The following is a 24,625-nucleotide window of genomic DNA, read 5'->3' on the forward strand; positions in this document are numbered from 1 at the left end:
GTTCCCCCTCACCCCAGCCCTCTCCCCAAAGAGGAGAGGGAGAACGTCGCTTTCGCAATTCTTGCTCTTTCACCTCTCGTTTCTTGATACTTACCCTGATAACTATTATCTTGCTCCTGTGAGATGAGAGGACTCCCCCCTATGAGTGAAGACGATCTGTTTAGCCGCCGGCCTATGGGCATGAGAATGGCGATGATCGTGCGTCAGTGGCGCGCGGTGATTGACGATGCCATCGTCGATACCGGGTTAACCCAGTCAAGCTGGACGGTGATGATGCAACTTCAGCAGTTGGGGGATAACGTCTCTGTCAGCGAGCTGGCGGAAGTGCAGGGCATTGAACTGCCGCCGCTGATGCGCACGCTCACCCAGTTGGAAAAGCAGGGCTATCTGCTGCGCACCACATCGCCTTATGACAAGCGCATCCGGCTGTTAGCGCTGACACCTGAGGGCAAGGCTATCCTGAATACGCTCACTCAGGTGATAGAAACCTTTCAGGCTCGCGTCTCGCAAAATATCGCACCTGAACATATCGAGATTTTCAGCGCCACTTTGAATCAAATCGCCTGCAATTTGCGGACAATCCGCGAAGAAGATAACAAGACTGAATAACCATGACTCCTGAACAGAAATTTGCCCGCTGGGTAAGGGTGAGTATTGCCTCTTTCCTGCTGATGTTTGTCTATTTTATCCTCGCGGATATCTGGATCCCGCTGACGCCGGACTCCACCGTAATGCGCGTGGTCACGCCAGTATCGGCACGTGTTTCCGGCTATGTGGCGGCGGTGCATGTGCACAACAACAGTCAGGTGAAGAAAGGCGATCTGCTGTTTGAGCTTGATGCCACGCCGTTTCGTAACAAGGTTGAAGCGGCGCAAATCGCCCTGGAACAGGCGCGTCTGTCTAACGACCAGCTGGATGCCCAAATCAGTGCCGCGCAGGCCAGCCTGAAAACGGCCGAGCTGACTGCCCGCAACGATAAGGTGACGTTTGAGCGCTATCAGAAACTCAGTACTTTACAAAACGTCTCCCAGTCCGATCTGGATAAGGTGCGGACCACCTGGCAGAGCAGCGAGCAGTCTGTCAGCTCGTTGAATGCCAATATTCGCAACCTGCGTATTCAGCGCGGTGAGCGGGATGAGCACCGCAACGTCACACTGCAAAAATATCGCAATGCGCTGGATGACGCGGAGCTGAACCTCGGCTGGACGAAGGTCTACGCCGAAGCGGACGGCACGGTCAGTAACCTCCAGCTCAGCCCGGGATTTTATGCTTCGTCGGGCTCTGCTGCGCTGGCGCTGGTGAACAACCAAACCGACATCGTGGCGGATTTCCGGGAAAAGAGCCTGCGTCATACCCATCAGGGTACGGACGCTGCCGTGGTGTTTGATGCCTTCCCGGGCCAGGTTTTCCGCGCCCACGTTGCCAGCAGCGATGCGGGGATCTTAGCGGGGCAGGAAGCGGTGAACGGCGAACTTTCCGAGCCAGAAACCTCGAACCGCTGGGTACGTGATGCCCAGAGAATGCGTATTCACCTGGCGCTGGATGAGACGCTGCCGAAGCATCTGCCCACCGGGGCGCGTGCCACCGTACAGCTCTATAACAGCGAAGGACCGTTCGCGCGCTTCTTCTCCGGGATGCAAATTCGTCTCGTGAGCCTGCTGCACTATGTTTATTAACGCCATGGCGATTAGCACTCTGGCGCGGGTCTTTACCCCGCACGACAACATCGTCTACACGGCAAACGACTTTCGCCAGACATTGCGCATCGTCTTTGCCGGGATGATTGCGCTCAGCATCTCAAGTTTCTACAACACCAGTTACGGCGTGTTTTTTGTCGTTTATCCCATCATGCTGTTGTCGCTGGTGCCGGTATTTAACCGCCACGTGGCGAAGCAGTTTATCTTCAGTGCGTCGTTAAACTGCATCGAAATGGTGATTATCATCGGTTATTTGTCGCAATGGCCGCTGATCATGACTTTGGTGGTATTTGCTCTGTACGTGATGCGTTTTCGCTTTATGAGTAAAGGGCCGCTGTTCCTGTTCGGCTCGATGGGCGTGGTGTGTCAGAGCGTAATGCTCAATTTTATGAGTTACCCCACAACCAACTGGCACACGCTGATTTTTTCCAACATCGAAGCCAGCGTGATGGCGGTATGCCTGAGTGCGCTGATGAACTATCTGCTGCCGGACGTTGAACCCCGCAGGCCGCCACCGTTAATTGAGAAAGACGATGCCCGCGTGCGCCACGAGTCGCTGCTTTCCGGGACCGTGGCGACGCTTATCTTCGTGGTTTTTCAGATTAGCGATCTGAGTGACTCTCTGTCGGCCCTGATGGCCGGGATTTTGATCCTGTTCCCGATGCACTATCGCGGTTCGGTCATGAGCTCTATCTGGCGTGTGGCTGGTGTGGTGCTGGGTTGTCTTTATATCCTGGTGGTGCAGCTCATCCTTTACGATCACAGTAGCCACATGCTGCTGATGATGCCGCTTATCGGCCTGGGGCTGGCGTTTGGCGCGCGTCTGCATGTGATGGAAAAAGTGGGTGCCGGGGTGGGCTTTGCCAGTATCACCACCATCGGCATTATGTTCGGGCAGAACATGCACCCGGACAGCGACCTGGTCTTTAGCGACCTGTATCGCATCACCTCCGTGACCTTTTCGCTGGTCGCCACGCTGACGCTGGTTTTTCTGGTGCATCTGATACTTAACTGTTTTGCGCCAACGCGATACGTGATCCGCAATACGTGACACACATATTTATTTCGTTCTGTGCTATCACTGTCGGCCGGTTAATCTGGCGGCAAAAGGAACGGATGAATGTGGCAGACACGTGCGCTTGAGCTAAATAATCAGGCTTACTGGAACTGGGAAAAGGCCTGCGAGCTGGTCGACTACGCCGTCGCACATGATTTCAATACCGTGATTGTCGGGCAGGTTGATCTGTTCGACAAACTGGTTTCCCCCAAAGGTTACACGCCGCACCATTACAACGATCGTCTCTCAAGCCAGCAGCGCGCCCGCTGCGTGTATCTCAACCGCCTGGGGCTGTTGTGCCAGCAGAAAGGGCTGCGATTTTATCTTCAGGCGAAAGAGTTCAACTTCCCGACCGATCTGTTGCTGGCGCACCCGCATCTGTTTGAAGCGGGCCAGGGCGTGCGCTTTGACGTGGATTTCTGGTGTGCTTATCTGTCTGAAAAAGTCTCCCTGATTTGCCAGCGCATTCCCTCGCTGCACGGTCTGCTGGTGGCCATTTCCAATACTGACGGGCTGTTGCCGATTTCGCGCCCGAACTGGGAACTGTCGGCGCAGGATGATGAAAGCCGCGCGAAACGTGACGATGAACGCAGCTGTTCGCTCTACAGCCGCTGTTTCAATGCGTTATCCCGGGCGATGCAACACGAGGATAAACATCTGGTACTGCGCGTGTTCCCGGCCGGGAATCACGATCTCGGTAACGTGCTGGAGGCCATCCGCCCGCTGCCCGAAAGCGTGAGCGTGTCTATCAAACTGACCCCGGAACGCTTCTGGCCGTCATTCCCCAATAACCCGGCGCTGCTGGCAGTGCGCGAACGCGAAGTCTGGGCGGAAATCGATCTGGTGGGTGAAGAGGTAGGCTGGGGCATTTTTCCGTTCCCGCGCATTGACGAACTCCAGGGCCGGTTGCTTTGGTGTCGCAGTAATCCGGCTATCCGCGGCGCAGTATGCAAAACCAGCTGGGAAGGGGTCGATAACCACTGGATTATCGGTACCCTCAGCGAGTGCAACCTGGTGGCCTGTAGCCAGATGCTGATGAGCGACGGTGCTCACCAGACCCAGGCGCAGCTGCTGACGCACTGGCTGGACGAATGCTACGGCTGGCGGCCGGATGAGCAGACTCTCGGCACGTTCCAGTCCTTACTGGAGCAGGCCGGGCAGGTGCTTTATCAGGCCATTTATGTGCGTGACCACGTTTTTCATCGCCACAGCCAGGTCCCTGAAAGCTACGGCCAGGCGGTGTGGAGCCTGTTTGGGCAGCTAAACCGCAACCACTGGCTGCCCGGCTCTGAGCGTGATGTCTTCTTTAGTGCCAGCGATGTTGAGGCCTCTGCGGCCTCCCTTTCACGTATCGCGAAAGAGAAAGACGACGCGGGGGCGACATCTGCGGCCCTGCGTGAAGAGGCGCTGCGTTTTGCTGAAACTGCCGCGTTCCCGTGGGCGCTTAAACAGCGCTGGCTGGAAGAGTGGCAAGGGCTGGCGCTTTACTGCCACCTGTTTTTACACGCCCAGAAGGCTTTCTTCACCCTGCGCTTTGCCCGTGAGGTGGAGAACAGCTGGAGCATGAGAGAGATTTGCCAGATTAATATTCAGGAGCTGTATCGCTGTGCCTCCGAAATGGAAGATTACTGCGCGAAACACGCGGAGGCTTCCCCGGGGCTGCATGTGCTTTTCGATGCCTCCCGGGTGCGTGCACTGGCCGACAGCCTTGGCGATGAGCTGAAAGGGCTGAAGTAGTTTGATGCGCGTCACATAAAAATCCCGACCGGATATTTTTGTGTGACGCTTCTCGCATCACACCTTTCCCTGCCCGCAAATAGCGTGACGCATGTCACGCGACATTCCTGACCTCTTCCCGCTTTGTGAGTGACCAGGCAGATCGCGACAATCTGCGCGAATGGCCTCTCGCGGCATTGATCAAACTCGCTGATGATACCTGCGTAATGTATTGATTCTGCTTGATATGAGGAAACTATGTCTCAGGGTGAAGGGCGGTTGGAACAGGGTGATGCAATAACGCATTTTCGTGTCAGCATCGCCAAAGAAGAGCGTTTTGCTGAGTTTTATACGGGAGAAGGGGCTGACGGGCGTTTGCATGATGCCAGCGGGCAGCCAGGCGTATCGTTTTGCCGGCAGGTTTTCTGCCAGACTCACGCCCGGCGCATTGTGGATCCCTTGCAGGCAATGCCTCTGAATTACATCGCTGAAAGCGACGACAGCGGCATTGTCTCTTTCTCGGGTTTCCGCGCTCTGCCCTTTCACGTCCAGCGCTGGCTGGCCGTCGATATTGTCGCGCCGCATGATGGTGAATATGCCTTTCGACTTGGTACCTGCGGCGGCGTGCGGGTGTGGCGTTCGGGCGAACAGCTCGCCTGCTTTACGCCGTTTACCCGCAATCAGATGCAGCACGTGCTCGTGCGGCTGGCACTGTGCGAGGGGGAAAACAACCTGCTTATCCATCTCGATGAGCTGTTTGAGCGCGACACCGACTGTTTGCTGCACATGGCCTATCTTGATGAGCCCGCGCTCGGCATCATGCCGGTGGCGGGAAACCCACTCCCGGCAAACCCCGTATCGCCTGCGCCTGATGGCAGTCGCCTGCTGGCACTGATAGCGCAACGCGAGTACGGCCCCGAGGCCGAGGCGCTGCTGTATCGCCTGCTAAAACAGGTGAGCGCGCGGGAAGAGGGGTCGGTGTTTTCCCTGCTCACGCTTTTACAACTGTGGAAAAACGCACGGCAGGCGGATTTCCCGGAGCTGCTGTGGCGAAGGGTGAAATCGACCATTCTGGGTTATCGCTACTGGCACGATGAGCGCGGTTGCGATGCGATGGATTTCTGGGGTGAAGATAAAACTCCAGCGTTTCACGCGGCCCAGATGCAGGCCGGGGCGCTTTTCCCTGACGAACGTTTTATTGCCTCTTCACGCTTTGGCCATCAGCAGCAGCGGCTGGGTGAAATGCGCCTGAAAGGAGTCAACGCATGAATAAAGAACAGCTGATGAGTACCCTGGAGCGCGTGGTACGTGGTTTTTGTCGCCTGAAAAATCTTGATGAAGTGGGCGTGAGTGACGGCTTTGCAATCCATTTTGAAGAGTGGGAGTGGGAGGTCGGCGTGGGGCTGTACGGTTTCTGGCGCTTTGCCGATTTCCAGAACGACGCTGTCCTGCAACAGTCGATCCTCGAATGGTATGAAACCCAAATCGGCAAGGGCCTGCCGGAGATGCAGATCAATACCACGGCGCCGATGATCGCCCTGGCGCTGGTGGCCGGGCATCATCTGCGCCAGGATCTGCTGGCAACGGTCAATGACTGGGCGGATACCCTGCTGCGCGACTTGCCCAGAACCGAAGAGGGCGGTTTTCAGCATGTGGTGAAGGAGCAACCCAACACCGGGCAGCTGTGGGACGACACGTTGTTTATGACCTGCCTGTTCCTGGGTGTGGCAGGCATTGTGCTCAAAAGACGCGACTTGATCGACGAAGCGGGATACCAGTTTTTGCTGCACACGCGTTATCTCAGCGACCCGGTGACAGGGCTCTGGTATCACGGCTGGACGTTTGTGGATAAACACCACTTTGCGGGTGCGTTCTGGGCACGTGGCAACGCGTGGATAACCGTTGCCATCCCGGAATTTATTGCCCTGATGGACGAGCATCTTGATGCCAGTGTTCGCCGGTATCTGTCGCAGGTGGTGGCCCGCCAGGTACGCACGTTGTGCGCGTTGCAGGCTGATAACGGCATGTGGCACACGGTGCTGGACGATCCTCTTTCCCCGCAGGAATCGTCCGCGACTGCGGGGATCGCCTACGGGATACTGCGCGCGGTGCGCATGGGGATCCTCGATGAGTCTATAAGCGGCTCTGCCCTGCAGGCGTTTGAGGCGGTGATCGCGCGGATCGACGACGGCGGACTGGTGCTTGAGGCCTCACGCGGTACGATGCTCGGCTGGGATATTCAGTACTATTGCGATATCGCGATGGCGCCGGTGCCTTACGCGCAGGCGCTCACGATGCTGCTGTTGCTGGAGATGGAGCAGGGAGGCTGGCTGGAAGAGAAAAGTGGGGCGTAATGCCCCGCTTTTTACAGATGCAGCACCGTCGGGATTTGCGAGAGCAAAAACAGAATCAAACCAATGGTCCCGCCCACCAGCGTGCCGTTGACGCGGATGAACTGCAAATCCTTACCGATATTCAGCTCAATCTGGCGCGACATATCTTCGGCGTCCCAGCTTTTTACCGTGTCGCTGATGTGGCGGGTAAGGAACGCGGCAAAATCCGGTGCAACTCGGTGTGCTGCCTGTTCCAGATGCTCATTAAGCGAAGCCTGCAAGCTGGCATCCGCCATCAGCGTTTCGCCAAACCACTGTCCGGCGTTGGCGATGCGTTGCTTCACGCGCGAGTCTTCGCTTTGCATATCGGTCTTCAGCCACTGGCGAAGGTCGGCCCACATCTCCCCCAGATAGCGGTTAAACGCTTCGTCATTTTTCAGGTAATGCTTGATATTCCCGGCTCTGGCGGCCATTTCCGGATCGTTTTTCAGGTTGTCGATGAGCTTTAGCGTGGCCCTGTCAAACGCCTGGCGGATCTGGTGTGTACGATCGTGGCTGATATCGTCCAGCAGGGTATTCACCGCGTTGGAGATCATCTCTGCGCTCTGCTCCCCCAGCCACTCGGTTGGCAACACCATCGCTTTGCGCGGGTGTTCCGTCTCAAGCCAGTGAACAACCTGTGTGGCGATAAATTCCCGCGAGCTTTCCCGCTGAATCAGCGTAATCAGCCGATTGATGATGGCGTCCAGCAGCACCTGATGGCGATTGTTTCTGGTCATGCTCTCAAGGATGACGGCGCTGGTTTCAGTGAAATCCACCTTATCGATAGCCTTATGCACGGCGCGCTTTAGCAGGCGCTGGATGCGCCCGTCGTCGGTGAGTTCGAGGAACCCGCTCATCACCTGAATCAGATGCTGCCCCACGCGGCGGGCGTTGTCGGGCTGGCTGAACCAGCCGCCAATCATTTTTGCCGGTTCATAGCGGCGGATCAGCGCCACCAGGGACTGCGTATCAAGAAACTTCTCCTGTACGAACTGGCCGAGATTATCGCCGATCCGGTCTTTATTCCGCGGGATAATCGCCGTATGGCGCGAGATAAACGGAACCGGCACACGGCGAAACAGCGCCACCACCGCAAACCAGTCCGCCAGCGCGCCAACCATTGCCGCCTCGGCAATGGCCTTCACACCCCGCACCCAGAGGGTCTGAGGCAGGAAGAGCGTCGCGATAAATGCTGCGCCAGCAATCAGCAGCAGCAACAGCGCCAGCAGCTTGGCGCGTTTGAGTTCAGTCTGTTTTTCCATGGGGTAAGGATAGAGGGAAGCAGGGGGGTTGTGCAAAGGTGGGCGATAACGATGTACAGGATGACGTTTGTAGACGGGGATTAGCAATATAATGGAATATAAATCTAACACTTTTTGTTATATGTAATTGATTGTGAATGGGTAGATGTTATAGTGGATTTAACCTAATAATTTGTAACCGTTCTTTCTGTCAATCAACCTTTTGTCACTATTCGGACATAGCAATGGAATCGTTTACTGAATTTGATATCCAGGCAAGTAATTGCTTAAAAAGACTTAAAAATATAGCGAGTAATTATGGGGAGGATTACACACGGGTTGTTAAGTGTTTTTTGGTTTTATTATTTGCGAAAGAGTATGCTCATATAAGTCAATACCGTGGTCGCTTCCGTGAGGTTGAGAAATTTAATGATCTTTTGAATTCTGTTGAATCACCTGATTTTTTATCTCATAAAGTTAATGTGTATTCTGAATTGGTTGTCAGCATACAAAATATATTGCATGATTATTGGAGTGTTAATTATTCTGATGACCTTATTAAAAATAATGAAGTTGTTCGTGAAGTCTTTTGGTTATCAAGGAATATAAGTAACTTCGAAAATGAAGGAGGGTTGTTTGATTTCTTTTTTAATTACTTATTTGGTCAAAAGGTAGATGGTTTTATTTCCGCGTTAATACAACGATTTTCCGGCGGATATCTGAAGAATAATTATGTGCAAGAGATACCATTGTTAACCGGACAGATTGCGATCGACGGCTCGAAGGGCATTTCTTTGCCAGAACGGGTTGATATGACGCTGTATCTGGGAATGCGATTGTACTTGCATGAAGTGGCAATTAAAAGCAATGATGATTCCGAAGTCTACTTTGTTAGAAATGTTGAGGATATTTATTTTAGACAAAAAGGTCATTATTTTTCTGGGGATATCAATGCTTTTAAATATTTTGCTAATATTGCAAGGGAGAAGAAATTTCATGCGTTCATTTTAGGTAGTGCCAGGAATCACGGATGGAGTCTTGTGGATTTGGCTAATTTAGGTATTTTGCGTGCGGTTATAGAACTCCCTCGTTCTTATGACTCAAAGACCAGGAATTTATATATATTAGACTCTTACGGAGAAAATATACCTGGCGTTTATTTTGTAAACTCAGATAAATTGTACTCTCTCCTCAAGAAAAATGATTTGTTATTTGCATCTTTTATTAGTGAATTGTTATCCTTTGACGTTGATAGATATTCAGTTAATTGGGTGGCATCTGATAATAATCATATTAATGAATATATTAAAAGATTTTTTCCTGATGGATACAAAGATGTGCCGGGTTTAGTATACAGAGCGTCGCCAAATGAGATTTATGCCAATAAGTCTATGAACGTATCCAGGTTTGTTTCTTCATCGAAAGATGAGGATCTCATCTTTTCTCCTCTTGACTACGCAATGATTTATCATGGTATAAAGGCTGATGATACCGCCGGTGGACATTATGTTATTGGAAATAACGGCGTTGGTAAAAGTTTGCTCTTGCGTTTTCTTGCAGAGAAATTAGTTAACGAAAATAAACGCTTGTTACTGGTTTCATTTGGGCTTACCGATCGTTTTCATCCTCTTAAAGGTCAAAACGGCATTGTTTATCTTGGTGATAAACAGAGTGAAAAACACATCTCACTAACAAAAAGAAATAAAGAGATTTTAGAGTGTATTAAGAAAATTTGCTCTGATAGCGCAACCCATAAGTTTTTTAATTCGATTCTTAAAAAACTTGGATTCTCAGAAAATATATACTGTGTTCCGACTAGCTATACGACAAGCAAGAATAATCTATTTGATTATAGTCATGTATATAAGATGGAAGATTTTATTACACAGGAAGAGAGAAACGATGGTTACTTATTATCTATACGGCATACGAATAATGAACAAATTGTGATTTTCGATAACCTTAGTTCAGGTGAGCAACAGCTCCTGTTGATGTTTTCAAGAATAATATCAAATATTGCGCATGGCGATGTGATGCTCATTGATGAACCGGAAGTGAGTATGCATATTGAGTGGCAGCAAAAGCTTCCGTATTTATTTGATATGATTTCTGAAGAGTATCAGGCATCATTTGTAGTGGCGACACATTCACCCATTATTATTAATAGTGTCGATATGAATAAAAGTAAGTGCTACACCGCTTCTCAGGCTGGTCTTGAGGTTATTGATAAAGATAGTGTAAGGAATGTTGAGTCTACCATTTTTGATAGCTTTGATGTCGTTACCAAGAATAACAGAAGTGTATATGAAACCTGCGCTAAAGCTGTTTCAGTCTTTATGGAGACGGTTAACAGTAATCAGGACGTTAGAATACAATATCAGAAATCTACAAATGAATTACGCGAGTTATCAAGGAAGCTTAATGAAAATAACCAACAAGCGCTAGCTAATGAAATTTCCCTGGTTCGAAGAGCGCAGGATGCGGTGGAGGAGCTGTATCAAACTTACCAACAAAATGAACAGGTAGGGTGATAAATGACGACTCAGTTTGATGATTTTTGTGCGCAGCTTCCATTCCGGAAAGGCAAAAAAGCGGTCGCTAAGCGTGAGATTGTTCGGCTCTATCAGCGTGCGATTACTGATGCGGTGGATGTCTGGGGGGAATTGCGTGATTTATCTATCCCGGAAGATGAGACAACGACGAAACTTGAGGGCTCCGAGATTACAACAAATCTGCGAGACTATCTGGCCAAAAAACAGAAGTACCGTTGCTGCTATTGTCAGCGCTATCTTTATAACATTGCCCATGCAAAGCCAATTGAGCATATTTTGCCTCGTCACTCTTTTCCTCGATTTTCGTTAACCATGAAAAATCTTGCCGTTGCTTGCTATGACTGCAATTTAAAGAAAAGTAAAACTGTCTGGTGGAGTGGAATAAATCCCGCGGGTGTTTATCCTGTGGGATCTCAACTGACGGCGGCATTTCATTGCAACCACCATTCCTATAATGATCATATTTCATGGATGAGTTATGCCACAAATGATTTTGCTTTCAGAGCCTATGGTGGGATAACGGCGGCAGGTAAAAAACTGTGCATTGATTTACTCCATGATATTTCTAAAGCTGAAATTCTGCTGAGCCGTCATGACGGGCTGAGAGAGGTTCTGGATGATCTAAAGGCGATGAATGAGAGTGGATTAGGCGGTGACCGCGTTCGGGATTTTGTAAACACGTTGCAAGGATTTATTCTTGCCAGCACGGAAGCAAATTAGTCGTTATACAGACTCTCTGATTTGGTCGTGTTTAGTCAACGCGACATAAAAAAACCTGCCATCTGGCAGGTTTTTTTATCTCTGAGGTGGCTTAGAAGCTCACGCCGCCGCCAACATAGGCACCGTCGATCAGAGTGTGGTTTGGACGACCGTCTTTGCCATCAACGCTCACGTGGCGGTAACCGACTTTCAGCGTCACAGGTTTGATCGGCGTCCAGCTCACACCGCCGTTTGCTTCCACGTAGTTTTTCACGCTGTTGTTCAGGCCGTCTGGTGCCACATAGCCCTCACCGAACACGTTAATGCTGTCGGTTAAAGCAACGCTCACGCCGCCACCGATTGGGAATGCCACGCCGTTATCGCCTTTTTTCGGGCCAACGTAGAGGGCTTTCGCGCCAGCGTTCAGCATCACCGGGCCAACTTCAAAGTTGTAACCTGCGCCAACGCCACCGGTCGTGGTGCCGTCATCGGTATTTTTCAGCCAGTTACCTTCGGTGTACAAACCAGAGGTCGATTTACCCATTTCAACATTCAGGTTGGTGAAGTTTTTACCCTGCTCAATACTCCCGCCCATTGCCAGTGCGGAACCCGATACAGCAGTCAGAGCAGAAAGGATGAGAATGTTAAGTTTTTTCATGAGTATTTCCTCGTCATCAAATTAATCTGAGGACACCTTAACAAGCGATGTTTATGACTGCAAATGTGAGGTGGTTCGCAATTTTATGCTGATTTTGTTAATAAATTTATCTTTTGATGTTGGTGAAAGGTTGGTTTGTCGCGGCGTCAATGCGTAATGTTTTAGCGTTTAGAGTCAGTTTAATTTTTTCCCTAAACAGACGTTGAACAGGCAAGGGATAGTGGTTTGATATGAATTAATTGTGTTTCTTATAATTTCCAAAAATGTTTCTGTTGTAATGGATGAATACCTAAATTTACATTTTAATGTTTAATTTATACGCAGCTCGGCGCTTATTAGACGCTCCCGCTAACCCTTTTCTTCGAGGAGAGGATTAACGGGATGGGCCGCTATTTACGTAAACCCGCAAACGCTGCCCGGATCTCATCTTCCGGCAGCTGCAGGCCAATAAACACCATCACGCTCCGCGGTGTTTCGTCACCCCATGGTCTGTCCCAGTCGGCGCTGTACAGGCGCTGCACGCCCTGGAACAGCAGGCGGTTTGGCTCGCCGTCTATCCACAGCATCCCCTTGTAGCGCAGCAGCTTGTCGGCGAACGACAGCAGCAGGTTCTCCATGACGCGGGACACGTCGCTGATATCCACCGGGTAATCCAGCTCGACCACAATCGATGACACATCATTTTGCTTGTCGGCCATAAAGTGAAAGCGCGGCTTCGAGGTGACATTCTCTTCCAGCATAAAGCCGTTGGTGTTGAACAGCTGAGACAGGTCGATATCGCCAAAGGTTACGGTATAAACCGGTGCGCGTGAGTTAATGCGCGCCAGGCGCTCGCGCAGTTTTTCGCTCTCGCCCGCCACATCGGTTTTGGTTAGCAGGATACGGTCGGCGTAGCCCACCTGGGACTGGGCGATGGTGAACTGGTTCATCTGTTCGTCAGCATGTACCGCATCAACCAGCGCAATCACGCCGTCCAGCAAGTAGCGCTGGCAAAGGATCTCATGCGAGAAGAAGGTCTGAATAATCGGGCCGGGGTCGGCCATGCCGGTGCATTCAATCACCAGGCGGTCAAAGTCGATCTCCCCGCGATCGCGGCTGTCGAGCAGGTCCAGCAGGGCGTCTTCAAGTTCGTTAGAGCGGGTGCAGCAGATGCAGCCGTTGGTCAGGGTTTTGATCTGCGTGGCGCGATCGCCAATCAGCTGATCGTCAACCGAGACTTCGCCGAATTCGTTTTCGATAACGGCGATTTTGAAGCCGTGCTGCGCGTTCAGAATGTGGCGCAGGAGGGTGGTTTTGCCCGCACCCAGAAAACCGGTCAACAAGGTGACAGCAATTGGTGTCATGTTTTCTCCTTTAGCAGCAGCGAACGCCGCCTTCTCCACTTCCGCCGTAGCGCGCTTCCTGACGCTCGCGGAAGAATTCGGTGTAGGTCATGTACGGCTTGTCCGGATGGTTGGTCTTCATATGCTCAACGTAGTTGTCATAGTCCGGGATACCAATCAGCATTTTCGCCGCCTGACCGAGGTATTTTTTCGCTTCACCTAAGTTACCAAACATTGCAGGTTCCAGATAGAAAAAGCCCGGCAGGGGGCGCCGGGCAGTGTTACCCCTCACCCCAACCCTCTCCCAAAGGGAGAGGGGGAGGAGAATGGATTAATGGTGTGAAGAAGTCTTCACGCCGCCTTCAGGAACCGGCACATACGGGGTTTCTTTATCCGTACGACCACTCGCGTTGCGCACATTCATCCAGGTTTTGATGCCGTAGAAGATGATGCTGTACACCACGACCAGGAACAGAATACTCAGGCCTGCGTTGGTGTAGTTGTTCACCACGATATGGTTCATGTTGGCAATCTGCTGCGCAGTCAGGTCTGCGCCGCCTGCGGCAATCTTCTCTTTGTACTGGTTAGCCATGAAGAAGAAGCCTTCCAGCTGCGGGTTGGCGCTGAACAGTTTCAGGCCAAGCGCCCAGGTGGTACAGAGCAGCAGCCACAGCGCAGGTACCACGGTCACCCAGATGTATTTGGTGCGTTTCATTTTCACCAACACAACGGTACCCAGTACCAGGGCAACAGCCGCCAGCATCTGGTTAGAGATACCGAACAGCGGCCACAGGCTCTTCACGCCGCCCAGCGGGTCGACAACGCCCTGATACAGCAGGTAACCCCACAGGCCAACACAGCCCGCGGTTCCCAGCACGCCAGCTACCAGAGAGTCGGTTTTCTTCAGGAACGGCACGAAGTTGCCGAGCAGGTCTTGCAGCATAAAGCGGCCCGCACGGGTACCGGCGTCCAGCGCGGTCAGGATGAACAATGCTTCAAACAGAATACCGAAGTGGTACCAGAAGCCCATGTCCGCCCACGGCAGCACTTTGTGGAACACGTGGGCGATACCCACCGCCAGCGTCGGTGCGCCACCTGCACGGTTCAGAACCGACGGTTCACCGATATCCTTCGCCGTCTGCATAATCTGCTCAGGCGAAATCACAAAGCCCCAGGAGCTGACGGTTGCCGCAGCGTGTGCGCTCGCATCTTTCAGCTGCGCCATGATCAGCGCCGCGTTATCACCGCCCATTTCATGCAGGTTTGGCATGGTGATGCCCAGACCGGCTGGTGGGGTGTTCATCGCGAAGTACAGACCTGGCTCGATAATGGATGCTGCCACCAGCGCCATGATCGCCACGAAAGACTCCATCAGCATGGCGCCGTAGCCAATCAGACGCGCGTCTTTCTCGTTCGCCAGCAGCTTCGGTGTGGTACCGGATGCAATCAGCGCGTGGAAGCCTGATACCGCGCCACAGGCGATGGTGATGAACAGGAACGGGAACAGTGCGCCTTTCCACAGTGGACCAGTACCGTCGATGTACTGCGTCACGGCTGGCATTTTCAGATCCGGGTTAATCACCAGGATACCGATCGCCAGACCGACGATAACGCCGATTTTCAGGAAGGTGGCCAGGTAGTCACGCGGTGCCAGAATCAGCCACACCGGCAGCAGGGCAGAGATAAACGCATACCCGATCAGCGCGAAGGTGATGGTGGTGTCTTTGAAGGTCAGCGCCGGGCCCCAGTACGGGTCGTGCGCAATCACGCCGCCAAAGTAGATCGATGCCACCAGCAGCACAATACCAATCACCGACACTTCACCCACACGTCCTGGGCGCAGGAAGCGCATGTAGATCCCCATGAACAGCGCAATCGGCACGGTAGAGCAGACGGTGAACACACCCCACGGACTTTCGGCCAGCGCTTTCACCACGATTAACGCCAGCACCGCAAGGATGATGATCATAATCAGGAAGCAGCCGAACAGGGCAATAGTCCCCGGTACGCGGCCCATCTCTTCTTTGACCATCTCACCCAGAGAGGCGCCGTTACGGCGAGAAGAGATAAACAGCACCATAAAGTCCTGCACCGCACCCGCCAGCACTACGCCGGCGAGCAGCCACAGAGTCCCTGGCAGGTAACCCATTTGCGCCGCCAGCACCGGGCCGACCAGCGGACCTGCACCTGCAATTGCGGCAAAGTGGTGGCCAAACAGCACGTAGCGGTTGGTTGGTACGTAGTTCAGGCCGTCATTGTTGATGACTGCCGGAGTGGCACGCGTCGGGTCAAGCTTCATGACCTTCTGCGCGATGTACAAGCTGTAGTAGCGATAAGCCACAAGGTAGACGGAAACAGACGCGACCACGATCCACAGGGCGCTTACGTGTTCGCCCCGGCGTAATGCGACAACCGCCAGACAGAAAGCGCCGAGGATCCCGAGTAAGGCCCAGGGCACGTGCTTCAGTAGTTTTTTAGTATCCATAGTAAGACCTGGTTTTTTATGTAAAGAAAAAAGGGTCAGGGTTCGTTGTGAGGAGGTATTGATTAATGCTGGTGGGATCGTGCCAGATCCTCGCGCATGTAAAGGAAGGTAAATGGGCGAGTGGTTGTAAGTCGTGGGTAAGCGGTCAAAGATGCGGGCGAGTGGTTCAGACTCGCCGCAGGCGGTAAAAATTATGTGATTCAGATCACTATGTTAGCGTCTCTGTCTCTTTCGCCAGGTAGCCTTCCAGCGTATCCAGAAGCTTTTCTTTCAGCCATTGCGGCTCCAGAACCTGAATGTCGGGCAGCCAGTAGAATATCAGCGGCAGGATCTGATTCTCGTGCGCAGCCTGGCAACGCAGCGTTATGCCGCTGTGTTGTTCGGCTATCAGCTCTTGCTCTGGCAGTAAATTTCGGCGTCTGAAGTAGTGTGAAATATTATTGTTTATGAATATTTTCACCTCGAAAGTATCTTCGGATGCCCACGGGCCGGGACTTTTTTCCAGCAGCGTAAGGGTGCTTTCTTCAGGGGTAAATGTGGCGCTATGAATATCAAACCAGCTTATCTGGCTCAGTGAAAAGGATTTCAGCCTGCTATTTTCGGTGGCTTGTAAATACCATATATTTTTTTTGTTAATGAGTTTGTATGGGTTAATTAGACGCGTTTTGCCTTTATAAACGATCTGGCAAACATTACAGTTTTTAATCGATTTCTCAATATTGGGTAAATGACGGCGAATATCCATTTTCACGGTATGTTCGGCATTGTTGCCCAGAATGAGAATATGATTGTCATCTACGCGAGTTTCGAGCTGTTGCCAAAAGTCGGCATTTCGCTCTGGGAAAAAGTTATCAGCATTCAGGAAGTTAGCAATGGTGTGATGCAACCCCTGCCCGGAGGGTGCTTGTGGTGAGTGGATCAGGCGATATTGCCCATTACCGGTGTGCTCAACGATGGGTGAAAGTGCATTCAAATCACGATACACGGTGCGCTCAGTAATTTTAAATTTTTCCATCAGTGCACTTCGGTTTACCACACCGTTTAAATGTAGCTCTACCAGAATATCGACCAGACGTTCAGCCGAGCGGCTCCGCGTCGCATTAGCCATAAGGTATTCCTGTTAATTTAATGGATCTACGCTGAATTATGCGGGCAGCACTGACACGGGATGTCAGTATTCAGACGCAGTAAATTTCTCTTATGGTTATATAACGGCGTGATTTAGCGGAAACCTTAATATTTTTTGCGGGAAGCCGCGCTGGCCGGGGGATAGCCAGCGCGTAGGGGGGGTCAGATGACAGCGTCCATCTCCATCATTACCGGGTGGAAACGGCGTTTAAAATAGATCAGGCCGTGGCCCTCCTGGCTCAGAATGATATTTTTAATTTCAACCAGATAGACCAGATGTGTGCCAATGGTCTGCACCTGGCTTATCTCTCCTTCAAGGCTTGCCAGCGCACCTTTGAGCACCGGTTGTGCCAGCGGGCCTTTTTGCCAGCAGGAAAGCGTAAAACGCTCTTCCATCGCCATGCCGGTCATCCCGGCGAAATGACGAGCCATGATCTCCTGCTCGTGGTTCAGCACGTTAACGCACAGTCTACCGTTCCCCTGAAAAACCGGATTCATGGCGCTGTTGGCGTTGATGCACACCATCAACGACGGCGGCGTATCCGTCACCGAGCAGACTGCGGTGGCAGTAATGCCGCAGCGACCCGCATCGCCTTCGGTGGTGACAATATTGACCGCGGCCGACAGGCTGGCCATCGCGTCGCGAAAACGCAGGCGTTGTTCATCTGATTGCATTGAATCCTCCCGCTGCGTTATTTCAGCAGCTTGTCCAGCATGTTGATATCGGTGTTGTTGTGCAGGTGCGGTACCGTCCAGCCGTGCTGGTCGTACTCAGACATGCAGCGGTCGACCATCGCCATCATTTTGTCCATGTTGCCGGAGCTCTGCGCCTGACGCAGGCATTGCAGGCGAATTTCGTCCTGGCTGCCGGAGTAGTTGATCTCATACAGCTCATGACGGCCGCCAAACTCGCTGCCGATGGCATCCCACATCAGTTTTAAAATCTTGATGCGTTCAACGTGATCCATACCGTTAGAGCCGCGCACGTACTTCGCCAGATACTGGTCGATCTGCGGGTTGTTCAGGTCACGGGCGCTGGACGGGAGGTAGATCAGACCGGACGTCACGTTACGCTCGATGATGTTTTTGATCTTCGCATAGGCCATCGGCGCCATAACGCGATAGGTTTGCAGCGCGGCATGATCCGGCAGATACGCGCCGTTCACCCACGGGGTCGCTTCTGAACACATGGAGTCGCTCAGCGCCCAGAACATATTGCGCCAGGCCACCACTTCACCCAGGTCTGCCTGCACGCCACGGAACTCCAGCGTCCCGGTGCACTCCAGCGATTTCTTCAGCAGGGCAGTGATAAAGTCGAGTTTGACCGCCAGACGCACGCAGGCTTGCAGCGGATACATGCGGGCAAAACCACCCTCCATGGTCCAGCGGCGGCAGCGGTCGAAATCGCGGTAGATCAGCACGTTTTCCCACGGGATCAGTACATGATCCATCACCAGAATGGCGTCGTTCTCGTCGAAGCGGCTGGAGAGCGGGTAGTCGTACGGGGAGCCGGTTGCGCCTGCCACCATCTCGTAAGAGGTGCGGGAGATAAGCTTCACGCCTTCGGCATCCATCGGGGCGACGAACATCAGCGCGAAGTCCGGGTTTTCACCCATCACCTGCGCAGAGCCAAAGCCGATCATGTTGTAGTGGGTCAACGCCGAGTTGGTTGCCACCACTTTTGCACCGCTGACGATGATCCCGGCGTCGGTCTCTTTCTCCAGCTTGATGTAGACATCTTTCACTTCATCGGCGGGTTTGTGGCGATCGATCGGAGGGTTAACAATCGCGTGGTTAAAGTACAGGCCGGTTTCCTGAATGCGCGTGTACCAGTTACGGGCGTTCTGTTCGAACTGGCCGTAGAAGGCCGGGTTAGCGCCAAGCGCGCAGCCAAACGCGGCTTTGTAATCCGGCGTGCGTCCCATCCAGCCGTAGCTCAGGCGCGACCACTCGGCGATGGCATCGCGTTGCTGGCGCAGGTCGTCGGCACTTTTCGCCACGCGGAAGAACTTATGGGTATAGCCACCGCTGCCGGTGTCGGTGCCCCAGCACAGCGTGTCCTGCATGTCCGGTTTGTGCAGGGCGTCGTACATCTGCGCGATGGAGGCCGCCGCATTACGAAACGCCGGATGGGTGGTGACGTCTTTGACGCGCTCGCCGTAGATATAAATCTCACGGCCGTCCTGGAGGCTTTTTAAATACTCTTCGCCGGTTAATGGACGTTTGGTATCAGCGCGGAAATCTTCAGGCTTCATAGGGACCTCGTATCGGAATAGGGTTGTTAAATTTATGTTTTGTTTTTGTTGTTTAATTGAAGCGTGAGAGAGGGGCGGCGTGAAGGGACGATTAGGACAACGGCGGGTACTTTTCGGGTGGGTATTGGAATTGTGATCGGTGTCCCCTCACCCCTGCCCTCTCCCCAAAGGGGCGAGGGGGTAATCGTTCCCTCTCCCCTTTGGGGAGAGGGTTAGGGTGAGGGGAAATTACGACACCGGTACTTTCTGCGCCCGGTAGCTGCTGGGCGAACACCCCACTAAGCGGTTAAAAAAGCGGGCGAAATAGGCCGGGTCTTTAAACCCCAGCTGCCAGGCAATCTCGTTTACCGCGCTGTCGGAAAAAAGCAGTAGCCGTTTGGCCTCGCGCAGCTGGCGGTCGAAGATCAGCCGTTTCGGCGGGCGGTTGGCGAAGCGGCGGCAGATATCGGTCAGGCGGGATTCGGTGAGATGCAGTTCGCAGGCGTAGTCCGGCACCGTCCAGTGCTGGTGGTAGTGGGTGTCGATCATCTGGTTAAAACGCTGGAACAGCTTCAGCTCGCCGCGTATCCCACTGGCGGCGTGGTCGTCGAGCTTTGCATTGCGCAATAGCAAAGTGAACACCGCCTGGGCCAAAAGTACCAGCGTATGTTCGCGCCCGGGCAGCTGTTCCGTGGATTCACGTTCGATCAGCCGCCAGTAGTGTTTCAGCGCCGCCAGCTCGTCTGGTTTGTCGGCCAGGGACAGGCAGATCCCCGGCAGGCCGAAGGTTTCACGCGTGCCAGGGTAGAGCACTTCCAGCAGCGGCCAGATCAGATCTTCGCGTACCGTCAACACATGCCCGTCGCTGTCGGATTCGGTGATAAAGGCGTGCGGCACCGAGGGCGGCGTGAGCACAAACAGCGGTGCCTGCACCGAATAGCGATGATCGTCGAGCTGAAGCTCAATCTGCCCGGTATCAAGAAAGTGCATCTGAAAGAACTGGTCGTGGCGATGCGCCTGCATGTCGCGGCCAAAAAAGGCCGCCATGCGGGCAAACGACTGATAATGCACATCGTCGGTGCCCAGACTTTCGTCGTACTCCTTGCTGATATCAATGTTGGCGATAGGGCTCTGGCACATGATCGTTCCTCTGTTGATCCCGCTGCGTCATCGGAATGCGCGTCAGCACCAGCGCGCCCACCACCAGCAGTCCGGCCACAAACCATAGCCCGGAGCTAAAGCTGCCGGTCGCGTCCCGCAGAATGCCGATCAACAGCGGGCTGACGGCCGAACCCACATTCCCGATGGCGTTGATCACTGCCAGTGCCACCGCACGGGATTGCAGGCTAATAACCTGATCCGGTGTGGTCCAGAATATCGCCATAGCGGTAAAGGATCCGGTTGAGGCCATGATGATGCCAAGCAGCTGGATCAGGCTGTGGTCGGTCGCCGAGGCCAGCATCCACCCCGCCGCCGCGAACAGATACGGCAGGATGGTGTGCTTTTTTCGCTCTTTCAGCCTGTCGGAGCGGCGGCTCCACCAGATCATCCCGAGGATGGTACAAAACTGCGGGATCGCCGCCAGCAGGCCGATCACGATATTGCTGCTGTGGCTGTTAAAGCTTTGCAGGATCTGCGGCGTCCAGATGTTGATCGCACTCAGCGTGTTGGTCAGACAGAAATAGGCCAGCGTGTAGAGCAGCACCGCCGGGGTCAGCACTTCACGCAGCGTCGAGCGCGGGGTCGCGGCGTGCGCAACGGCGTGCTCCTGCTCGCGGGCGATCATTGTTTTCAGCGTCTGTTTTTCTTCATCATCAAGCCAGGTGGCCTGATCCGGCGTGTCGTTAAGGAAAAACCAGGTCACGACGCCGAGCACCACCGACGGCAGCCCTTCCAGCAGGAACAGCCACTGCCAGCCTTTCAGGTTCCACAACCCGTCCAGAGCCAGAATATAACCCGAGAGGATCGAGCCGAGCATCATGGTCACCGGCATGGCGATCATAAACAGGGCGTTGGCGCGGGCGCGGTGATAGGCGGGGAACCACCAGGTGAGATACACCAGGATCCCCGGCAGGAAACCGGCTTCGGCAATGCCGACCAGCATTCGCAGTACGTAGAGCGTCTGCGGGCTGGTGGCGAACATGGTGCAGGTAGAGGCGATTCCCCACACCACCATGATCCCGGCGATCCAGCGGCGCGCGCCGATCTTCGCCAGCATGATGTTGCTCGGGATCCCGCACAGCACGTAGGTGACGTAAAACAGCGTTGCCGCCAGGCCAAACATGGTGGACGTCAGGCCCAGATCTTTGCCCATCGTCAGCCCGGCAAAGCCAATGTTAATGCGGTCAAGAAACGAGAAAACAAACAGGATAAAGAGAAATACGATCAAACGACGGAACAGCTTGTTAATCACGCGATGTTCTACAGCTTTATTATCTTGCAGGGTAGAGGTCGTCATGTTGCGCTCCACATCGTCCGTTCAGTAGACGGATTTATTGTTATTGACTGATGTAACAGGTCTGTCGATAAAACGGGCTGCCAGCGCTTCGGCGCTGCGGGCCAGCAGGGTGGTATCTACGCCAACGGCGACAAACAGCGCGCCGAGTTCGAGATAGCGTTTTGCCAGGGTTTCGTTAGCCATCAGGATGCCGGGCGCTTTACCTGCGCTCAGGATCTGCCTGATGGCCTGTTCGATGGCGGCCTGCACCTCCGGGTGCTGCGGGTTACCCGCAAAGCCCATGTCGGCGCTGAGATCTGCCGGGCCGATAAACACTCCGTCGACCCCTTCCACATCCAGGATCTGCGGCAGATTTTTCAGCGCTTCGCGAGTTTCTATCTGCACCAGCACGCACATGGCGTCGTTCGCCTGTTGCAGGTAATCAGGAATGCGGTTCCAGCGCGACGCGCGAGCCAGTGCGCTGCCCACACCGCGGATCCCCGCAGGGGGATAACGGGTGGCGCTCACCGCAAGACGGGCTTCGTCGGCATTTTGTACCATGGGCACCAGCAGGGTTTGTGCGCCCACGTCCAGCAGTTGCTTAATCTGTACCGGGTCGTTCCACGACGGGCGCACCACCGGCTGGCTGGCGTAAGGCGCAATCGCCTGCAACTGCGTTAAGATGGTTTGCACGTTGTTTGGCGCGTGTTCGCCGTCGATCAGCAGCCAGTCGAAACCGGCCCCTGCCAGCAGTTCTGCGCTGTAGCTGCTGGTCAGCCCCAGCCACAGGCCGATTTGCGGCTTTCCGGCTTTCAGCGCGGTCTTAAATGCGTTTTCCATGGTGCACTCCTACACAAAGCGGCAGCTAATCGAGCCCATGTTGCCGTAGTCCACGTGGAAGGTGTCGCCCTTGCTGGCGGTCACCGGGCGGGTAAACGAGCCGCCGAGGATGATCTGCCCCGGTTCAAGCTGCACGTCGTACGGTGCCAGTTTATTTGCCAGCCACGCCACGCCGTTTGCCGGGTGGTTGAGCACGCCTGCGGCGACGCCGGTTTCTTCGATCACGCCGTTGCGATAGAGCAGAGCGGAGATCCAGCGCAGATCCAGCTCATCGGGTTTAATCGGCCGTCCACCGAGGATCACCCCGGCGTTGGCGGCGTTATCGGAGATGGTGTCGAACACTTTGCGCGGGCGCTGGGTGTCGGGATCGATGTTGTGGCAGCGGGCGTCGATCAGCTCCAGCGCCGGGATCACATAGTCCGTGGCGTTGTAGACATCGAAGATCGTGCAGTTAGGGCCGCGCAGCGGTTTGGCCAGCACGAAGGCCAGCTCCACTTCAATGCGTGGGACGATAAAACGATCGACGGGAATGTCGCTGCCGTCGTGGAAAAACATGTCGTCCAGCAGTGCGCCGTAATCCGGTTCGCTTATCTGCGAGCTGGCCTGCATGGCTTTGGAGGTAAGGCCGATTTTATGGCCTTTCAGCACGCGGCCTTCGGCGATTTTCAGGCTTACCCATTCGCGCTGTACGGCGTAGGCATCGTCGATGGTGATCGTCGGGTAATCCAGCGAGATCTGGCGGATCTGCTCGCGGGATTGCTCCGCCTGATGCAGACGATGCGCGATCAGGGTATGGGTATGTTTGTCGAGCATGGCGATATCCTGTTGTATTGTTTTCCCCCTCTCCCCGTGGGAGAGGGCCGGGGTGAGGGCATCAGACCGCAGAGATTTCCCCTCACCCTAACCCTCTCCCCATAGGGGAGAGGGGACAGACCGTGCGCGTTATTTAAACAACGCGTGTACGTTGTTTTGTTTGTAGTTGAGCGTCGGATGCAGCTCGTCGAGCTCAAACGACAGCGCCAGATAGCGGGCGGCCATCAGCTCAGCGAAGTGCGTTTTGATAAGCCCAAACAGCATCTCTCCCACCGCCTCGCGGCTTTCCAGGCTGCGCCCGGAACCAATCTTCAGCGTCATATGCACAAAGGCGTAATCGTGTTTGCCGTCAGCCATCTGCCAGGTGTCCAGCCAGTGCGCGCGGCTACGGATACCGCCGAGCGGGAAAATGCCCGTGGCGGCGAGCGCCTCGTTCACTTTGGCAAACAGACCCGGCAGGTCGGCCTGCTCGCGGATATTGTCAGTACATTCAGCGATAAAATGCGGCATGGTGGTTCCTTAAGCGGGCAGCGGGAAAACAGCGTTGACCTGGCCGGTGCCGGAGCTGGCGAACAGCTCGGTGAGAAACTCCACCTTGCCGTCGTATTTGTCCCAGCCGAGCATCCCCAGCAGCATCACCGTGTCGTGCATATTGCCCTCGCCGTAGCAGTAGTCGGCGTACTCCGGCAACATGCTGCAAAACTCCCTGAACTGGCCTTCGCGCCACAGCTTCACCACGCGCTCGTCCATCTGACGGTCGAACTCGCGGGTGTAGCTGTTCATCCCTTCTTCCGCACGCTGGTCGTCAATAAAACGGTGCGACAATGAACCGCTGGCCAGCACCGCCACCGTGCCGTCGTACTGCTTAATGGCGCTGACGATGGCCTCGCCCAGCTTGCGGCTATCGGCAAAATCGTGAACGGTGCAGAACGCCGAAATGGAGATCACTTTGAAGTGCTTATCGCTGTTCATGTAGCGCATCGGAACCAGCGTGCCGTACTCCAGCTTCAGGCTTGGAATGTTGTGCGCTTTGGCCCGCACGCCGAGCTTCACCGCTTCATCGGCAATCAGCTGGCCGAGCTCCGGGTTGCCGTCGTAGTCGTAGGTCATGTCACGGATAAAGTGCGGCAGCTCGTTGCTGGTGTAGATGCCGGAAAAATGATCCGCACAGTTAATGTGATACGCGCTGTTCACCAGCCAGTGGGTGTCGAAAACGATAATGGTATCGACGCCCAGCTCGCGGCAGCGCTTGCTGATCTCTTTATGCCCGTCGATGGCCGACTGACGGCAGCCGTGGTTTTTCCCAGGCAGCTCAGAAAGATACATCGACGGAACGTGGGTGATTTTTGCTGCTAACGCTAAGGTGCCCAT

At 54.0% G+C, this 24,625-nt stretch carries 22 protein-coding genes; 8 read left to right on the plus strand and 14 right to left on the minus strand.

What is annotated here, in order from left to right; translation table 11 throughout:
- Positions 1-141 precede the first annotated feature (141 nt).
- From M987_RS08500 to bglB, 6 genes are all read left to right on the plus strand, one after another.
- Entirely contained in the window at positions 142-609 is a 468-nt protein-coding gene (locus M987_RS08500; RefSeq protein WP_014068730.1) for a MarR family winged helix-turn-helix transcriptional regulator, read from the plus strand.
- A 2-nt stretch (positions 610-611) separates the two neighbouring features.
- Complete coding sequence (locus tag M987_RS08505; RefSeq protein WP_014068731.1) at positions 612-1,676, plus strand: HlyD family secretion protein; 1,065 nt, start codon at positions 612-614, stop codon at positions 1,674-1,676.
- Between the two features lie 4 nt (positions 1,677-1,680).
- Positions 1,681-2,748, plus strand: coding sequence for a DUF2955 domain-containing protein (locus M987_RS08510; RefSeq protein WP_041162180.1), 1,068 nt, complete (start codon positions 1,681-1,683; stop codon positions 2,746-2,748).
- A 69-nt stretch (positions 2,749-2,817) separates the two neighbouring features.
- Entirely contained in the window at positions 2,818-4,491 is a 1,674-nt protein-coding gene (locus M987_RS08515; protein WP_014068733.1) for a hypothetical protein, read from the plus strand.
- A 237-nt stretch (positions 4,492-4,728) separates the two neighbouring features.
- Entirely contained in the window at positions 4,729-5,739 is a 1,011-nt protein-coding gene (locus M987_RS08520; protein WP_064555846.1) for a hypothetical protein, read from the plus strand.
- The gene (gene bglB, locus M987_RS08525) at positions 5,736-6,824 is read left to right on the plus strand and encodes a beta-galactosidase BglB (RefSeq protein WP_014068734.1); all 1,089 of its coding nucleotides are present in this window, start codon (positions 5,736-5,738) and stop codon (positions 6,822-6,824) included. The genes M987_RS08520 and bglB overlap by 4 nt, the downstream gene beginning before the upstream one ends.
- A gap of 11 nt (positions 6,825-6,835) precedes the next feature.
- On the opposite strand, the gene M987_RS08530 is transcribed toward bglB, so the two are convergent.
- Complete coding sequence (locus M987_RS08530) at positions 6,836-8,107, minus strand: DUF445 domain-containing protein (protein WP_014068735.1); 1,272 nt, start codon at positions 8,105-8,107, stop codon at positions 6,836-6,838.
- Positions 8,108-8,331: 224 nt separating this feature from the next.
- Between M987_RS08530 and M987_RS08535 the strand changes: the two genes are divergently transcribed.
- Together M987_RS08535 and M987_RS08540 are read left to right on the plus strand one after the other, a co-directional pair.
- Positions 8,332-10,617: an AAA family ATPase gene (locus tag M987_RS08535; RefSeq protein ID WP_014068736.1), complete on the plus strand. Its 2,286-nt coding sequence runs from the start codon at positions 8,332-8,334 to the stop codon at positions 10,615-10,617.
- 3 nt (positions 10,618-10,620) lie between these two features.
- Positions 10,621-11,358, plus strand: a complete 738-nt coding sequence (locus M987_RS08540; protein WP_014068737.1) for an HNH endonuclease — start codon at positions 10,621-10,623, stop codon at positions 11,356-11,358.
- Positions 11,359-11,449: 91 nt separating this feature from the next.
- Here the strand turns inward: M987_RS08540 and M987_RS08545 are convergent, their stop codons facing one another.
- The 13 genes from M987_RS08545 to hpaD all read right to left on the minus strand — a co-directional run bounded on the left by M987_RS08545 (position 11,450) and on the right by hpaD (position 24,625).
- Positions 11,450-11,995, minus strand: coding sequence for a YfaZ family outer membrane protein (locus M987_RS08545; RefSeq protein WP_014068738.1), 546 nt, complete (start codon positions 11,993-11,995; stop codon positions 11,450-11,452).
- A gap of 389 nt (positions 11,996-12,384) precedes the next feature.
- Positions 12,385-13,338 (minus strand): GTPase, encoded by a 954-nt coding sequence (gene yjiA, locus M987_RS08550; RefSeq protein WP_014068739.1) that lies wholly within the window; start codon positions 13,336-13,338, stop codon positions 12,385-12,387.
- Positions 13,339-13,348: 10 nt separating this feature from the next.
- Complete coding sequence (locus M987_RS08555; protein ID WP_003856610.1) at positions 13,349-13,552, minus strand: YbdD/YjiX family protein; 204 nt, start codon at positions 13,550-13,552, stop codon at positions 13,349-13,351.
- Between the two features lie 96 nt (positions 13,553-13,648).
- A complete protein-coding gene (locus M987_RS08560; protein WP_014068741.1) occupies positions 13,649-15,802 on the minus strand; it encodes a carbon starvation CstA family protein in 2,154 nt (717 codons plus the stop codon).
- Between the two features lie 208 nt (positions 15,803-16,010).
- Positions 16,011-16,910, minus strand: a complete 900-nt coding sequence (locus M987_RS08565) for a helix-turn-helix transcriptional regulator (RefSeq protein ID WP_014068742.1) — start codon at positions 16,908-16,910, stop codon at positions 16,011-16,013.
- Positions 16,911-17,092: 182 nt separating this feature from the next.
- The gene (locus M987_RS08570; protein ID WP_014068743.1) at positions 17,093-17,605 is read right to left on the minus strand and encodes a 4-hydroxyphenylacetate 3-monooxygenase reductase subunit; all 513 of its coding nucleotides are present in this window, start codon (positions 17,603-17,605) and stop codon (positions 17,093-17,095) included.
- Between the two features lie 17 nt (positions 17,606-17,622).
- Positions 17,623-19,185, minus strand: a complete 1,563-nt coding sequence (gene hpaB / locus M987_RS08575; protein ID WP_014068744.1) for a 4-hydroxyphenylacetate 3-monooxygenase, oxygenase component — start codon at positions 19,183-19,185, stop codon at positions 17,623-17,625.
- Between the two features lie 228 nt (positions 19,186-19,413).
- Positions 19,414-20,304, minus strand: a complete 891-nt coding sequence (hpaA, locus tag M987_RS08580; protein ID WP_014068745.1) for a 4-hydroxyphenylacetate catabolism regulatory protein HpaA — start codon at positions 20,302-20,304, stop codon at positions 19,414-19,416.
- Complete coding sequence (hpaX, locus tag M987_RS08585) at positions 20,276-21,622, minus strand: 4-hydroxyphenylacetate permease (protein ID WP_014068746.1); 1,347 nt, start codon at positions 21,620-21,622, stop codon at positions 20,276-20,278. Before hpaX ends, hpaA begins: the two co-directional genes overlap by 29 nt.
- A 21-nt stretch (positions 21,623-21,643) precedes the next feature.
- Positions 21,644-22,441: a 4-hydroxy-2-oxoheptanedioate aldolase gene (gene hpaI / locus M987_RS08590; protein WP_014068747.1), complete on the minus strand. Its 798-nt coding sequence runs from the start codon at positions 22,439-22,441 to the stop codon at positions 21,644-21,646.
- Positions 22,442-22,450: 9 nt separating this feature from the next.
- On the minus strand, positions 22,451-23,254 hold the full coding sequence (gene hpaH, locus M987_RS08595; RefSeq protein ID WP_014068748.1) for a 2-oxo-hept-4-ene-1,7-dioate hydratase: 804 nt from the start codon (positions 23,252-23,254) through the stop codon (positions 22,451-22,453).
- A 129-nt stretch (positions 23,255-23,383) separates the two neighbouring features.
- Positions 23,384-23,764, minus strand: a complete 381-nt coding sequence (locus M987_RS08600) for a 5-carboxymethyl-2-hydroxymuconate Delta-isomerase (RefSeq protein ID WP_014068749.1) — start codon at positions 23,762-23,764, stop codon at positions 23,384-23,386.
- 9 nt (positions 23,765-23,773) lie between these two features.
- Positions 23,774-24,625 (minus strand): 3,4-dihydroxyphenylacetate 2,3-dioxygenase, encoded by an 852-nt coding sequence (gene hpaD / locus M987_RS08605; protein WP_014068750.1) that lies wholly within the window; start codon positions 24,623-24,625, stop codon positions 23,774-23,776.

Source organism: Enterobacter soli ATCC BAA-2102 (assembly GCF_001654845.1).
In the GTDB taxonomy this organism is placed as follows: Bacteria; Pseudomonadota; Gammaproteobacteria; order Enterobacterales; family Enterobacteriaceae; genus Enterobacter; species Enterobacter soli.

What these genes read in the sequence shown, in the direction of transcription:
- M987_RS08500 (WP_014068730.1), top strand. Translation starts at nt 142, where the DNA reads ATGAGTGAAGACGATCTGTTTAGCCGCCGGCCTATGGGCATGAGAATG.
- M987_RS08505 (WP_014068731.1), top strand. Translation starts at nt 612, where the DNA reads ATGACTCCTGAACAGAAATTTGCCCGCTGGGTAAGGGTGAGTATTGCC.
- M987_RS08510 (WP_041162180.1), top strand. Translation starts at nt 1,681, where the DNA reads ATGGCGATTAGCACTCTGGCGCGGGTCTTTACCCCGCACGACAACATC.
- M987_RS08515 (WP_014068733.1), top strand. Translation starts at nt 2,818, where the DNA reads ATGTGGCAGACACGTGCGCTTGAGCTAAATAATCAGGCTTACTGGAAC.
- M987_RS08520 (WP_064555846.1), top strand. Translation starts at nt 4,729, where the DNA reads ATGTCTCAGGGTGAAGGGCGGTTGGAACAGGGTGATGCAATAACGCAT.
- bglB (WP_014068734.1), top strand. Translation starts at nt 5,736, where the DNA reads ATGAATAAAGAACAGCTGATGAGTACCCTGGAGCGCGTGGTACGTGGT.
- M987_RS08530 (WP_014068735.1), bottom strand. Translation starts at nt 8,107, where the DNA reads ATGGAAAAACAGACTGAACTCAAACGCGCCAAGCTGCTGGCGCTGTTG.
- M987_RS08535 (WP_014068736.1), top strand. Translation starts at nt 8,332, where the DNA reads ATGGAATCGTTTACTGAATTTGATATCCAGGCAAGTAATTGCTTAAAA.
- M987_RS08540 (WP_014068737.1), top strand. Translation starts at nt 10,621, where the DNA reads ATGACGACTCAGTTTGATGATTTTTGTGCGCAGCTTCCATTCCGGAAA.
- M987_RS08545 (WP_014068738.1), bottom strand. Translation starts at nt 11,995, where the DNA reads ATGAAAAAACTTAACATTCTCATCCTTTCTGCTCTGACTGCTGTATCG.
- yjiA (WP_014068739.1), bottom strand. Translation starts at nt 13,338, where the DNA reads ATGACACCAATTGCTGTCACCTTGTTGACCGGTTTTCTGGGTGCGGGC.
- M987_RS08555 (WP_003856610.1), bottom strand. Translation starts at nt 13,552, where the DNA reads ATGTTTGGTAACTTAGGTGAAGCGAAAAAATACCTCGGTCAGGCGGCG.
- M987_RS08560 (WP_014068741.1), bottom strand. Translation starts at nt 15,802, where the DNA reads ATGGATACTAAAAAACTACTGAAGCACGTGCCCTGGGCCTTACTCGGG.
- M987_RS08565 (WP_014068742.1), bottom strand. Translation starts at nt 16,910, where the DNA reads ATGGCTAATGCGACGCGGAGCCGCTCGGCTGAACGTCTGGTCGATATT.
- M987_RS08570 (WP_014068743.1), bottom strand. Translation starts at nt 17,605, where the DNA reads ATGCAATCAGATGAACAACGCCTGCGTTTTCGCGACGCGATGGCCAGC.
- hpaB (WP_014068744.1), bottom strand. Translation starts at nt 19,185, where the DNA reads ATGAAGCCTGAAGATTTCCGCGCTGATACCAAACGTCCATTAACCGGC.
- hpaA (WP_014068745.1), bottom strand. Translation starts at nt 20,304, where the DNA reads ATGTGCCAGAGCCCTATCGCCAACATTGATATCAGCAAGGAGTACGAC.
- hpaX (WP_014068746.1), bottom strand. Translation starts at nt 21,622, where the DNA reads ATGACGACCTCTACCCTGCAAGATAATAAAGCTGTAGAACATCGCGTG.
- hpaI (WP_014068747.1), bottom strand. Translation starts at nt 22,441, where the DNA reads ATGGAAAACGCATTTAAGACCGCGCTGAAAGCCGGAAAGCCGCAAATC.
- hpaH (WP_014068748.1), bottom strand. Translation starts at nt 23,254, where the DNA reads ATGCTCGACAAACATACCCATACCCTGATCGCGCATCGTCTGCATCAG.
- M987_RS08600 (WP_014068749.1), bottom strand. Translation starts at nt 23,764, where the DNA reads ATGCCGCATTTTATCGCTGAATGTACTGACAATATCCGCGAGCAGGCC.
- hpaD (WP_014068750.1), bottom strand. Translation starts at nt 24,625, where the DNA reads ATGGGCACCTTAGCGTTAGCAGCAAAAATCACCCACGTTCCGTCGATG.